The 12,434-nt window shown below is 58.1% G+C and carries 11 protein-coding genes; 5 read left to right on the top strand and 6 right to left on the bottom strand.

The window, feature by feature from the left end; all coding sequences use genetic code 11:
- Positions 1-5 precede the first annotated feature (5 nt).
- Entirely contained in the window at positions 6-773 is a 768-nt protein-coding gene (locus EU556_RS05065) for a fatty acid desaturase family protein (RefSeq protein WP_135431648.1), read from the top strand.
- A 39-nt stretch (positions 774-812) separates the two neighbouring features.
- On the opposite strand, the gene EU556_RS05060 is transcribed toward EU556_RS05065, so the two are convergent.
- Positions 813-1,403 (bottom strand): DinB family protein, encoded by a 591-nt coding sequence (locus tag EU556_RS05060; RefSeq protein WP_135431646.1) that lies wholly within the window; start codon positions 1,401-1,403, stop codon positions 813-815.
- 300 nt (positions 1,404-1,703) lie between these two features.
- Between EU556_RS05060 and EU556_RS05055 the strand changes: the two genes are divergently transcribed.
- Entirely contained in the window at positions 1,704-2,750 is a 1,047-nt protein-coding gene (locus EU556_RS05055; RefSeq protein WP_135431644.1) for a ComEA family DNA-binding protein, read from the top strand.
- A gap of 45 nt (positions 2,751-2,795) precedes the next feature.
- On the opposite strand, the gene EU556_RS05050 is transcribed toward EU556_RS05055, so the two are convergent.
- Entirely contained in the window at positions 2,796-3,590 is a 795-nt protein-coding gene (locus tag EU556_RS05050; protein ID WP_135431642.1) for a phosphatase PAP2 family protein, read from the bottom strand.
- Positions 3,591-3,751: 161 nt separating this feature from the next.
- Between EU556_RS05050 and EU556_RS05045 the strand changes: the two genes are divergently transcribed.
- On the top strand, positions 3,752-4,618 hold the full coding sequence (locus EU556_RS05045) for a hypothetical protein (RefSeq protein WP_135431640.1): 867 nt from the start codon (positions 3,752-3,754) through the stop codon (positions 4,616-4,618).
- A gap of 66 nt (positions 4,619-4,684) precedes the next feature.
- Here EU556_RS05045 and EU556_RS05040 read toward each other — a convergent pair whose 3' ends face one another.
- Positions 4,685-5,677, bottom strand: a complete 993-nt coding sequence (locus EU556_RS05040) for a hypothetical protein (protein WP_135431638.1) — start codon at positions 5,675-5,677, stop codon at positions 4,685-4,687.
- A 147-nt stretch (positions 5,678-5,824) separates the two neighbouring features.
- Between EU556_RS05040 and EU556_RS05035 the strand changes: the two genes are divergently transcribed.
- A complete protein-coding gene (locus EU556_RS05035) occupies positions 5,825-6,016 on the top strand; it encodes a cold-shock protein (RefSeq protein ID WP_135431636.1) in 192 nt (63 codons plus the stop codon).
- A 180-nt stretch (positions 6,017-6,196) separates the two neighbouring features.
- Here the strand turns inward: EU556_RS05035 and EU556_RS05030 are convergent, their stop codons facing one another.
- Both EU556_RS05030 and ricT read right to left on the bottom strand, forming a co-directional pair.
- Positions 6,197-6,703 carry a gliding motility lipoprotein GldH gene (locus EU556_RS05030; RefSeq protein WP_135431634.1) on the bottom strand — a complete coding sequence of 169 codons (507 nt, stop codon included), beginning with the start codon at positions 6,701-6,703 and terminating at the stop codon, positions 6,197-6,199.
- A gap of 3 nt (positions 6,704-6,706) precedes the next feature.
- Positions 6,707-8,272 (bottom strand): PSP1 domain-containing protein, encoded by a 1,566-nt coding sequence (gene ricT / locus EU556_RS05025; protein ID WP_167855453.1) that lies wholly within the window; start codon positions 8,270-8,272, stop codon positions 6,707-6,709.
- A 376-nt stretch (positions 8,273-8,648) separates the two neighbouring features.
- On the opposite strand from ricT, the gene EU556_RS05020 reads away from it, so the two are divergent.
- Entirely contained in the window at positions 8,649-9,452 is an 804-nt protein-coding gene (locus EU556_RS05020; RefSeq protein ID WP_135431632.1) for a M57 family metalloprotease, read from the top strand.
- A 342-nt stretch (positions 9,453-9,794) separates the two neighbouring features.
- On the opposite strand, the gene EU556_RS05015 is transcribed toward EU556_RS05020, so the two are convergent.
- Complete coding sequence (locus EU556_RS05015; RefSeq protein ID WP_135431630.1) at positions 9,795-12,428, bottom strand: S8 family serine peptidase; 2,634 nt, start codon at positions 12,426-12,428, stop codon at positions 9,795-9,797.
- Positions 12,429-12,434: the final 6 nt, after the last annotated feature.

The raw sequence follows: 12,434 nt of genomic DNA, 5'->3' as shown, positions 1-12,434 counted from the left end.
TACCCATGAAGTCTACTGCCATTTCCGCCCATTTACAGCTTACGCCCGGCCAGCGGTACGTAGAACTGGCTCGCCCCTGGACCCTGGTGGCCCTGTATAGTGGCCTAGCGGTGGCCGGTTGGTGGTGGCTGGCTGTGCCGGTGGCAGTAGCCGTGTGTTTGGCAGCCTTTGTGCAAATGCACGATGCCATGCACAATGCGCTAGGCCTCTCTAAGCCCGTGAATGAGCGTATTCTGACGCTGAGCGGCCTATTGATTTTGAAAAGTGGCCACGCTCTGCAAGTGACTCACCTGCGCCACCACGGCCGCTGCCTCACCGAGGATGACCCCGAAGGGGCGCCAGCCACCTGGAAGTTCTCGCGGGTGCTGTGGCAGGGGCCATGGCATATTCTTATGCTCCGCCGCGAGTCCTTGCGCATTGCCCCCAACACGCGGCGCATTCAGCTACTGGAAACGGCTTTCACAGTGCTTCTGCTGGCAGCATTTGTGGGATTATATCTTCTAACTGGTTCTCTGGTGGGCTTGGTGTACTGGGGCGTGGCATTTCTGATGAGTGCCACCATGCCCATTTGGGCTTCGTACATTCCGCACCACGTAGCCTCCCGCTACCCAGCCGCGCGGGTTGCGGCAGCTATGGCCCAAATCTGGACGCCGGTAGTATCGTCGTTTGCCTTCCACCACGTGCATCACCACTACCCCCGCGTGCCTACGGCCCTGCTGCACCGGGCGGCGGCAGAACTGCCTCCCCCACCCGAGGAGCTACATCACCACTAACGCCAACAGCCTCTGTAACAGGCCTAGCTAGCCAGGTAGTTACTCTTTGCCGGCGCTTACGCCCTGACCGTCCAGTACGGCTTCGGCTTGGGCAATGTGGCGTTGCATGTGTACCACCAGCAGTTCCAGCGCATCGGTGAGGCGGGGCAGCAGCAGCGGAATGATGGGGTTAGGAATTCGGATGGCGTTGGCATTGACGCCGCGAGTTTGCTCAATCAGGCCCGTTAGCTCATCAAGCTGGCGGCTGAACACTTCCAGCACCGTGCGAGGCAGACGAAACCCGCTGGGCGCATATTGCTGCGGCGACTTCATGGCTTTCTCAGTGGCCGGCACCCGCATGGCATCCGTCATCTTCTTGCCAAAAAACCCGTGCGCTACTGTTTCGGCGGGTTTAGAGCCACGCTCTTGCGCCGCCTTGATCTTTTTGCTGATGACGGGCAGATACAACCCACCCACAATATTGAGGTGCTCTAAGCACTGGCCTACGCTCCATTTGCCGGGTCCCGGACCGCGGTTGAGCTGGTCATCGGTGAGGGGCCGGAAGCGCCGGTCTACTGTTTCGCGCACCTGGCGCAGGTCGGCGGCCAGAGAATCCAGAAACTCAGTAGTACGGCGGGTGGTGGCAGGCATGGCAGTGGAAAAGTAAATCTAATTGCAGATGTAATGATACGCGGCAGCCGCGGTTTAGCCAACGGGTGGGGCTAGTGGTACGCATAATTTACCCCTAGGTAACACTGTTCTGCTTGGAGTTTGGGTGGTTCAGGCACTCATGTAACGCATGCTGACTACTACATATGATAAGCGGCCGCATTTATCACACTGCATAGTGTCGCTGAACTTGGCTTTAGTGATATATTAGCTAGGTTATTGAACGGCTACTGGCGCCAGGCCTAGCTACTATTTGCTACTCGATTTATTTCTGTATTCGCTATGGCCGAGCCGCGCACTGCCCGTCCTACTCCCGCTTCTGGTCGGGCCCGTAAACGCTCCTTTCTTACGTCCGTTCAGGCAACGCTACGGCGGAAGTTTGGCTTTTCTCGGCGCGAAACGTCTGGATTTATTGTGTTGGTGCTACTCATGGTGCTGCTGCTTTGGCTCCCAGAACTGCTGCGGCCAGCCCTACCCCACTACAACCCTGCGCCTGACCAAGCACGCCTCAATGCGCTGGCCGCCGAGCTGGCGGCGCAGCGGCAACCCCGGCAGTACGCGTCGCGCTATCCGCGCCGGGCCTACCCCGCTCGGCCTAGCGTACCGCAGGTTGCGCTGGCGCCCTTCGATCCTAACCAGCTCACGGAACTTGACTGGCAGGCCCGTGGCCTACCGGCCTTTCTGGCGCGCCGCCTGGTAAACTACCGCACCGTATTGGGTGGCTTCAAAGCCAAAGAGCAAATCAAGCGCACGTATGGCCTTGCCGACTCCTCGTACGCCCGGCTTGCTCCTTACATTCAGCTCCCTGACCTGCTGCCGCCCCGCAACAGCCAGCAATACGCTAGTGGCAAAGGTGGCCTAGCCTCGCGTTTTCCGGCCCGTACTACGGCCCCAGGGTTTGCTCGGAAGCCTACACGACTAGCTGCTTTTGACCTGAACCTGGCGGATACCACGCAGCTCATGCAAATCAGGGGCATTGGGCGCGGCTACGCGCGGCGAGTAGTAGAGTACCGGCAGCGGCTAGGCGGTTTTGCGCAGGAAGAGCAACTGGGCGAAATCTATAGCCTCCGCGACGCCCCCGACCTAGTGGACAGCTTGCGCAAATACACCTTCGTGGGGGCAAGCTTCGTTCCGGCTACCATCAATATCAATACGGAGCCGTTTGAGGTGTTGCAGGCGCACCCCTACATTGGGAAACGGCTGGCCCGCGTGGTAGTGGCCTACCGGCAGCAGCATGGCCCGTTTCGCCAGCCCACCGATCTGCGCCAGATTCGCATACTTGATGAGGCTACTGTGGAAAAGCTGCGCCCATATTTGCGGTTTAACTAGCGCAGCAGACGCGCCTGAGCGGGCTACCAAGCAGTGCAGTGAGGCCTAACGGGTGTGCACCGCCAGCGAAACACCCATGCCACCGCCGGGCATGTAGGCAGGCACTAGCAGCAGTTTCTCCCCCAAATGCCCCGGCAGCCAATGTGCCGCTACTGGGTACAAGTGCCATACGGCTTCGGCAGAAAGCACCCCTATGCTGGCTCCGGCTAGCACATCGGTAATCCAGTGACGGTTATTGAGCATGCGCATGGCGCCGGTGGCCGTAGCCACGGTGTAGCCACCTACCGCCACCCAGGGCCGGGTGCGCCCGAATTCCTCATATAGTAGCGTGGCCGTCATGAATGCCTCGGCGGTGTGCGCCGAGGGAAAAGAGCTGAAATCCGCTGGGTTATCGGGGCGCTTGGTATGGCTGAGACTTTTTAGGTTGCTAACTACTCCGGTGCTAAGCGCGTGTGAAAGGCCATAGATTATGGTGAAGGGCATCACTCCGCGGGTGCCTTTCATTCCGCCGGCGTAGAGGCCGTAGGCCACCACAATGGGCAGGTGCCGGCTGTAGTCATCGAGGCTGGTATGGAAATGCGGAAAAGCCTCGTGCGTTTCCTCCCCCACTTCTTCCTTGAGCTCATCCAACACGTTCTCGTTGCGGCTGATGTACCCTAGGCCTATCAGGCTAACCGGAATGGCCGTTTGCCACACTATGGGCTTCTTCACCCACCTAGCAAACCCTGAGTGCGGTGTTGCGGCGGGCACGGAATCTGGCAGAGCGAGGGGCGCAGTTTGGGCAATTAGGGGCTGGCCCGCTAGCAGGGTCAGGAGCAGTACAGTAAGAGCCAAACGCATTCCTAGAGGGGACTTGAGGTAAAGTGAGGGCTAACAAGTTACCTATTTAACCCGTCCTGTTACGTACCCTTCCGCCAGAAACCCCGTAATTACCGGCGGCCTCGTTTTTTGCTCGGCCTATCTTGCGTAAAAGCGCTGATAGAGCGGCCTACTTCCTGCCTATGTTATTTCTGCTGCGCGATAAGCTCTTCCCGATTGTTGTCTTCTTGCAATCCGTTATCTGTGGCTGCAGCCCCGATAAAGGCCGGGGTGAGTTTAAAAAGGTGCAGCAGGCCTACGAGTTGCAAACTGTAGGCCGCCTCGACCGGCAGCGGGTAGCAGAAAGCTCGGGCTTGGAAATGGCCGACAGTGAAGGAGACCTCTGGACCCACGCCGACGGCGGCAACACCGCCAAGCTCTATAAGGTCACGCCCCAGGGTGATTTACTGCAAACCCTAGACTTGACTCCCCTGCTCAATATCGACTGGGAAGACCTTGCTCAGGACGACGAGAAGCGCCTGTATATCGGCGACTTTGGCAACAACCAGAACAAGCGCCGCAACCTGCGCATCTACCGGCTCAGCGGCCCCGATCTGAAGCGCGTTGATACCATCCGGTTTGAGTACGCTGATCAGCGAAAGTTTCCGCCGCGCAAGCCTGCCCGCAACTTCGACTGCGAAGCCTTTTACTACTACCAGGATAGCCTGTATCTCTTCACTAAAAATCGGGGCGAAGGCAATTGGGTGAAACAATACGTGCTGCCTGCCCAGCCGGGCCACCATACTGCCCGCCTAGCCGACAGCCTGAAAATCAATACCTGGATTACCTCAGCCGACATCAGCCCCGACGGCCGGCGGGTGGCCCTCCTGGGCTATGGTCACGTGTATTTATTTGAGCGCTTGCCGGGCCAGCGCCTTTTTGATGGGCTGAAAACCTGCCTGCCAATTCCTTCTACTGGCCAAGCCGAAGCCCTTGTGTTTACGAGCAACCAAGACTTCATTTTCAGCAACGAGAAAGGCCGCATTTACTACGCCAAGAAAAAAGAATAAACCTAGGCCAGTAAACACGCGCGGCGCACCTAGGTGCGCCGCGCGTGTTTACTGGCCTAGAAGCTGCTACTCGGGCTTAGCTTGAGCCGAGTCATCGTGCGCTTCGGCCCGCCGTGGGGCAGCACCGTAATCTGGTGAGTCTTGCGGGTTGTTCCGGTCACCGGCCGCGCCGCCATAGTTTTGGGCAGCATCCTGTTTGTCGTAGTCGCCTCGGGAGGGAGAGCCGGGCTGGCCGCTGTTGTTGGCAGAGTCGTACTCATCATTATACGAGCCTCCTTTGGAGCCAAAGCCCTTTTGGTCGCTGCCCTGAGCACTAGCGCCGGTGGCGTTGTAGCCGCTCCGGGTGGTTTCTGCCGTGCTGGTGCCCGCCTCCTGCTCGCCGCGGGCAGGTTCGGTTGCTCCCCGGCCAGTGTCGAGGCCTGCTGGGCCTTGCTCGGGGTGGCCAGGGCGGTAGTCCTCGGCTTGGTTGCGCTGCTGAGTTTGGGGCTGTGCTGCGGCCGTACCATTACTGGTTCCACCGCCCAGCGACGATGTGCCGTAGTTGTCGCTGTAGCCCGAGTCTAGGCCTCTGGGGGCGGCGTTATCGTTGGCAAAACCGGGGCTCACCGAAGAGTTTTCCTGGGCAATGGCGGGGTCTACTTCGGCGCCATAGCGGCTGCCCATGGGCTCCTCAAAGCCGGCAGGCTTCTGCTCCCGTTCCCCGTCATAGCCGGTGGTAGCAGCTGGGGTGTTTAGCGTTCCGGCGTAAGTTTCGGGTCCGCGGCTCAGTTCATTGCCGTAGCCGCCCTGGGTAAGGCCTTGGGCCGACTGACGCCCAAATTCCCCTCGGCTGGGGCTTTGGAGTTCGTTTTCCTCGTGGTTGTGGTCGTTAGCAAAGGGCTGCTGACCGGTAGTATTGGCTGGTGTTTGAAGATTATGCAGGTTAGGCTCCTGGGCTGAATGCCCCGCCTGTTTCTGGTCGTTGGGGTGGCCGCCCTGACCTACATTGGCATCCGAGTTAGCCAACGACTCGCCGGCGGAAGCCGAGTTCTGGTTTGGGGAAATAGATTCGTCTGGCATAGGAGAGTGCAGTATCGCGTGGGATGAGTAAATTCATACGGACTGTTGCGCTATGTGTTTATGTAATCCCACCGGAGGTGTTTCCGTAGTTTGGAAATACCCCTTAGTTTTACCGCATTCTTTCACCCACAATTGTTAACACCTGCTATGAAAACTGGCAAAGTGAAATTTTTCAACGAATCGAAAGGCTACGGTTTCATCGTGCAGGACGAAAATGGTCAGGAAATTTTCGTGCACCAGACCGGCCTGATTCATGAAATCCGTGAAAACGACCGGGTTTCGTTCGACATCATCGACGGCAAGAAAGGCCAGAACGCAGTTAAAGTAGAGCGTATCTAGCCTTCGGCCCCTCCCATCTGCCTATTGCCTGCTCCAGTTCCCGCCCTCGGGCCGCGGGCTGGAGCAGTTTTTTAGTGGCCTAGCGCCAAGAAAGAATACGATTTAGGTGAACACACAAGACCCCGGCAGCTAGGTGATGTACCTACCCGCCGGGGGCTTGTGTGTTGATGCGTGGCCAGCCTATTTAGCGGCTGTCGTATGTTTCGACACGCGCACGCCCACGGCCATAATGTTGGGCAGCTGATCTTGGCGCATATACTGCTCCAGCATGATTTTGTAGGGGCCGGTTTGTGAGAAGTGCTGGTTGGGCAAGGCCAGGAACTGATGGTCGTAGATATCCCCTGTGCCATTGCCCCGAGGCTCCCCGGTTTGAGGGTCCATGAGTAGCATCTGGTGCAGCAGCCGCGAAATGGGTTTGCCGTCGGGTCCGGTAAGAGTATGCTTCACGTAGAGGTTATAATACTCGTAGCCAGATGCATTGCGCACGTTGAAGTACACGTCGTAGCGCTGGGTGGTGTCGGGTATTTCAAACTCAAACGTGGGCTTTTCCTGCACTGCCCACACGTAGGGCACGCCCGAGGGTGATTTCAGGTCGATGTTCTTCTCATACACCTGCCCTGGGTCGCAGGCAGTCAGGGACAGGCCTAGCAAGCTGAATGCTGGTAGTAGCCGAAGTAGTGTGCGCATACCTTACGAGGCTGGGTTAGGAGGAGTAGCACCACCCTCCGATGAGCGCCCGGGCCGAGAGCCCCGCCGCGAGTGGCTGCGGCGGCGTTCCTGACCGGGTTCACCAGCGGGCCGGGGCGCATCGGGGCCAGCTTCTGGAGCAGCACCACGGGACGGCCGCCCCTCTTGGGACCGAGATGGGCGCCCTTCACCTGCGGGAGATTCGCCCTCAGCACCGGTGCGTGAGGCATCATTGCGCTTGCCTTCACCACGGCCCCGCCCCCGGCGGTTCAGCGGACGAGCGGCGGCTCCGCGTGGGCGCCGTGTTTCGCCCGCGGTAGTGTCTGAGGTTTCGGCGGGAGCTTTCGGGTCAAGTACCGACGGGTCGGGAGGAGCCACTTTGCCCGTTGCAGGGCGGCTAGCTTTTGGAGCCGCCGGCGCAACCGCAGTAGCAGGCTTGTCCTTTTGCTTCTTCCGTTTGCTGCGCTTCGAGCCTTTAATCTTATCATCCAGGCGCTCCAGAGAGCCCTCCACAATGGCGGTTACTTCAGGGGCCTTCTCTTCTTCCCGCACAGGCGGCAATAAGCTTTCGGGCTTTTCGCCGCGCTTATTCATCTCCTGCACTTCGCGCACGCGCTCCGTGGGCAGCACCACCCAGTTGTTGTCGCCGCGCACGGCAAACCACATTTTGCGCTTGAAGATGTCGGTTTTCTGCAGCACGTAGTCGCCCTTCTCCGTGAGCAGGGGGCGTTGCACTTGCGGAATATCTTTCAGGGCATCGAGGTAAGTATCCAGCTCGTAGTTGAGGCAGCACTTCAGGCGCCCGCACTGGCCCGAGAGCTTGGCTGGGTTAAGGCTTAGGTTTTGGTACCGGGCGGCGGTGGTGCTTACGCTCTTAAAATCGGTGAGCCAGGTAGAGCAGCATAGTTCACGCCCGCAGGAGCCAATACCACCTAAACGGCCCGCCTCATGGCGCAGAGAAATCTGCCGCATTTCTACCCGCACCCGAAACTCATCGGCCAAGCGCTTAATTAGGTCGCGGAAGTCAACGCGGTCTTCGGCGGAGTAGAAGAATGTGGCGCGGGTGCGGTCGGCTTGGTACTCTACATCGGAGAGCTTCATTTTGAGGCGCAGTTCATCTACCACCGACCGGGCCCGGAACATAGTACCGGTTTCAAGGTCGCGCACCGCATTCCAGCGCTCTACATCTTGGTCGGTGGCCACGCGCAGGATGCTGCGAATATCCTTCGAATCGAGCGGCACCTTCTTTTTCTTCATTTGCAGGCGCACGAGTTCCCCCTTCAGCGAGACGTGGCCTAGGTGCCAGCCGTTGCTGGCCGCTTCCACTACCACGGCGTCGCCGGTGATGAGGGGTAAGCGGCTGGTATTGCGGAAGAAGTCTTTGCGGCCGCCTTTGAAGCGGATTTCAACTATGTCAAATTCTTTAAAATCACTGGGCAGGTCAAGGTCTTGAAGCCAGTCGAATACATTAAGGCGGGTACAGCCGCTACTACAGCTGCCTTTTGAGCCGCAGCCCTTGGCAGATGTAGTGGAGCAGCCTCCACCGGAGGAGCAGGAAGAGCAAGCCACGGCTTGTAGAATCTATAGGTAAGGCGGAGGAAAGGATTCCGCACGAAAATGGTCTTGTACAAAGATACAGATTTAGGCGGCCTAAGGCCGGCCGCTGCAAGCAGCCCCCCTTCGGTACCGCTACCGGCATCGTTGTTTATGCTTCCAAGTTAGGGAAGCAGCCTTAAACGGTAGCATAAGGCCAGAAGGTTTCACGAGCCAGCTTTTTCTTACATCAAAAAAATTCAACTCTACACATTAACTGCTCCTTTTTTATTTCATACTTATCTTCTAATAATTGTATATAATTTTGGCAAAATAACTCCTCGCATTTTGACAAGTCACTAATAAAACCCTACCTTTTCATCGATCTTTTCACCAACCACAACCAAAACACATGAAAAACTCAAGAGTACTCACCCCACTGGCGTTGTTTGCTGCCACTGCCCTCTCACTGGCATCTTGCCAGGAAAAAGCCAATGTTGAAGTAAAGAACGAAGTATCAGAAAGCACCATTAGCCAGATCAAGGCGCTAGGCTTTTCGGCTGCGGAGGCACGCAAAGTAGATGGCGGCGTAATGGTAGAAGGTGACATTCTGCTCACCAACGACATGCTCGCCAGCAAGCCCGATTATAAGGTGATGCGCGTAGGAGAAGATGAGCAGTACCGCACTACCAACCTAGTTACGGGCCTGCCCCGCACCATTACGGTACGCGTGTCTACTACTCTTCCCTCGGCTTATGTTACGGCTACTGACGAGGCAATCCGTCGCTACAACGCCCAGAACTTGCAACTGCGCTTCTCACGCGTAACGTCGGGTGGCAGCATCGTGCTGAGTAAGGCTCCCTCGGGCTCATCTTACTTGGCTTCGGCAGGCTTCCCATCGGGCGGTAACCCTTATAGCCAAGTGTTGGTTAACTCCGATGCCCTCGGTACCAGCTACGCTACCACTACCATCGCCTCGGTATTGGCCCACGAAATTGGTCACTGCATTGGCTTCCGCCACACCGATTACATGAGCCGTCAGTATAGCTGCGGTGGTTCGGCTGTAAACGAAGGTGCTAGCACAGTAGGCGCCATTCTGATTCCCGGCACTCCTTCGAGCCCAGATCCAAACTCCTGGATGTTGGCTTGCATCGGCACTGGTGTAGACCGTCCGTTCAATGCCAACGACCGCACGGCGCTTAACTACTTGTACTAAGCACCAGGCCTCTACTGGCCTACTAGCTTAGAAAAAGCCCCCGGCTCTGGTGAGCCGGGGGCTTTTTGTTGGTACTGCTTTGATTGAGAGGCTTTAGTGCTAACAGAAGGATGCAGCACGTATTCTTCCTATTGCTTTTGCGGCGGCATGAGTACGGCAGCATACCTGGCCTAGCGTGTGCCATTAGCAGCCGGGAAGGGTACGAGCCCAACATCTACGTTCTTAACCGTCCGTGTAGAGCAAAGGCTGTGCTGTAGTTTCTAGTTGCTGACGGCTTGCCTTTCGCCGTCTATGAGCAACAAAGAGCAAACCTAATGCTCTACTGGCCTAGCGGCGCTTAACCTATAGCACAAGTATCCGACGGGTCACCTCTGAACCGCTTTTGGTGCTAATGCGCAGCAGGAAGGTACCTTTACCCGGCGCAGGCAGCCTTACCGAATTAATAGTGCCATCGGCAGCGGCTTCACCGCGCACGCGTCCCAGCATATCATACATACGTACTCGCAGCGGTTCCCCTTGGGGACCAACTATAGTAATAGGCTCCCCGGCTGCTACGGGCACCGGATACACTAGCACGTCCGTCTTGCGCACAAAAAAGGCCTCCTCCACGGAGCTATAATACACGCGGCCATTCTCTGCTTCTGCCCGCACACGGTACTCGCTGCGGCCTACCACCGGCGCCTGATCGGTTAAGGACAGGGCTAAGGCTGGGACCACCGTCTGGATTACGCGGAATGAACCATCAGGCTCACGGCGCTCTAGCTGCACTGTTTTTAACCGATACGTAGTGCCCAGTTGCAGCTGGAACTGCACCGTATCAGACACTAGCTGTTTCGGGATAAAAGAGCGGATGTAGCAGCCGTAGGTCTGTTGCGTAACATCGGGGGTGCTGCCTCGCTCTCCTGACCTTCCCCGAATAAGGGGTGCCACTGTGTAGTAGCGCTGCGCGGCTTCGACTGGCGTCAGGAACATAACGGTGTCGGCTACTAGTCGGTAAGGCTCTAGGTGGGTGGCCCCCAACTTATATACTTGGTACTGTGTGGCGCCGGGCACCCGCGCCCATGTCAGCAGCGTTTCATCGGGGCAGGCATAAGCTACTTGCAGGGCCAGTGGCATAGCCACAAAAACCTCATCAGACTCATAGGCCGCAGCGCCGGTGCTCAGGCGAACTTGCACAAGGGCTGTAGTATCGGGCGTAGTCCATACGGCGTATTGCTGCGCGAGGCTCACCACTGGGTTGAGCACCTGCCACTGTGGTTGACCCACAAAACGATACTCCAAGCGGGCGGTAGTGGCCGCTCCCGCCCACTGCCAGCGCAATACCGTGGGTTGGCCGGCCGGCAGGTTGCGGGCGGCGCTGGGCTGCGTCCAGGTAAACCCTTGCTCGAACTCGTAAGCCACACTGAATGCTTGCGAGCCCTGGGCTACTTGGTATCCTCGCACGTGCAACTCATAGGTGCCAGCCTCCGGAGCGTCGAGAGTAATCTGCTCCGCATTGTTAAGATGGTCGGGGCGCCGCCGGGCGGGTAGCTTCAGTGAATCGAGGTGTGGATAGGTGCTTAACGTCCAGGGTAGCCAGCGCTGGCCGCTGGTGGTACTCACCAACGTCAGGTCGAGGTCGTTGAGGAGGGCACGGGAGGCATTGGCGGCAGCTTCAGGGTCAGCCCACACCAACGTAACTTTTAACTGCTGCGTACCAGCCGGCACGGTTACGGGTATTATTTGCTCCTGCCCCTGGCCTACGCTGCCTTGGGCAAACCTATTCTCCAGCACTGTGCGCACAGCCCCCAGAGCATCGGCCTGCCCGTAACCTGAGTCGAAATCTACGGCTGGGCGGCCAGTGTCGTCGGCGCTATTAAGCAGCGCGGCTTTTACCAGCGCTGCGGGTGGCACTATGCCGTGCTGGTCGCGGTAGGCCTGTTGCACGAGCAAGCTAATGCCCGATACCAGAGCTGCCGCCTCGGAGGAGCCCCCGTCGCCGTAGGCCACTAGCTCGGGTTTTACGCGGCCATCGTAGGCGGGTCCGCGAGAACTAAGCGGTGCCACCTGGCCTAGCGCATCAGTAGCCCCCACTAGCAGCACGTTTTTGGCCATTTTAAACTGCCCGGTGAGGTTGGCTACGCCCGCCAGCTTGGCATACGGCCCTTCAGTGCTGGCCTGGTTGCCAGAGTTACCCGAGGAAAATACGTGCAGCAGCGTTGGATACTGGCGAGTTTGCTCGTCATAGGCTTTCGCTTCCAGCCCGTAATAATTTTCGATGCCTACTCCATACGAATGGTTTTGCACCGTTACGCCTTGCCGGGCCAACAAAGCCCCCTCATCGGGCAGCAAATTTTCATAGTCCGACTGCGCAATGCGGGCTTGCCAAGCGGCGCCCTTGCCATTGGGCGACGAGTTGCCGCCGCCCGCAATTAGCGTAGCCATAATGGTGGAGTGCGAGGACAGCAATACTGCCTGCGGATTGGGGTTTACCAAGCGCCCTTTAAAGTCAATATCCTGAATATCTAGCGGATTTTCTTTAACGGACACCGCTAGGCCACTCCCTGTCAGTTGCGGATAACGGCTATGCACGGAGCTCACCGTATTGGCCGCGAAGTCGGCGCCGTTCAGCTGCCGCTCATCGTGGGGCTTGCGGTGAGATGTATCCACAAACTGCACCCACTGGCAGTTGGCCAGTGCGGCTGGGCTGGCCCCTTGCACGCGCAGCAGATGCGGCTGCCCCTCTTCGGGCACTACCGTAGCGCGGGGCTGCTCCCGGGTCAGCCAGGCCCGAAACGCCGCTACATCAGTCACGCTCACCCGCACTGCTTGGGTCGCTCGGTTAGTCTGCAGGCCCGGTGCTAGGCGCTTGGCTGCTTGCGTGGGCGCGCTACTTTGGCCGAAGCTGTTTCCCGGAAGCCAGCCAATAACCGTTCCACACAGCACCAGGGGCAGGAAACGACGAACAAGCCGGCAGGCCAGTACAGCAGCAGACATAACAGG

This window comes from Hymenobacter fodinae, assembly GCF_004745825.1.
GTDB lineage: Bacteria > Bacteroidota > Bacteroidia > Cytophagales > Hymenobacteraceae > Hymenobacter > Hymenobacter fodinae.
Note: the sequence above shows the minus strand (reverse complement) of the source record. Positions and strands in the feature narration are given on the sequence as shown.

Coding starts and splice junctions, on each gene's coding strand:
- EU556_RS05065 (WP_135431648.1), top strand. CDS start 6: ATGAAGTCTACTGCCATTTCCGCCCATTTACAGCTTACGCCCGGCCAG.
- EU556_RS05060 (WP_135431646.1), bottom strand. CDS start 1,403: ATGCCTGCCACCACCCGCCGTACTACTGAGTTTCTGGATTCTCTGGCC.
- EU556_RS05055 (WP_135431644.1), top strand. CDS start 1,704: ATGGCCGAGCCGCGCACTGCCCGTCCTACTCCCGCTTCTGGTCGGGCC.
- EU556_RS05050 (WP_135431642.1), bottom strand. CDS start 3,590: ATGCGTTTGGCTCTTACTGTACTGCTCCTGACCCTGCTAGCGGGCCAG.
- EU556_RS05045 (WP_135431640.1), top strand. CDS start 3,752: ATGTTATTTCTGCTGCGCGATAAGCTCTTCCCGATTGTTGTCTTCTTG.
- EU556_RS05040 (WP_135431638.1), bottom strand. CDS start 5,677: ATGCCAGACGAATCTATTTCCCCAAACCAGAACTCGGCTTCCGCCGGC.
- EU556_RS05035 (WP_135431636.1), top strand. CDS start 5,825: ATGAAAACTGGCAAAGTGAAATTTTTCAACGAATCGAAAGGCTACGGT.
- EU556_RS05030 (WP_135431634.1), bottom strand. CDS start 6,703: ATGCGCACACTACTTCGGCTACTACCAGCATTCAGCTTGCTAGGCCTG.
- EU556_RS05020 (WP_135431632.1), top strand. CDS start 8,649: ATGAAAAACTCAAGAGTACTCACCCCACTGGCGTTGTTTGCTGCCACT.
- EU556_RS05015 (WP_135431630.1), bottom strand. CDS start 12,428: ATGTCTGCTGCTGTACTGGCCTGCCGGCTTGTTCGTCGTTTCCTGCCC.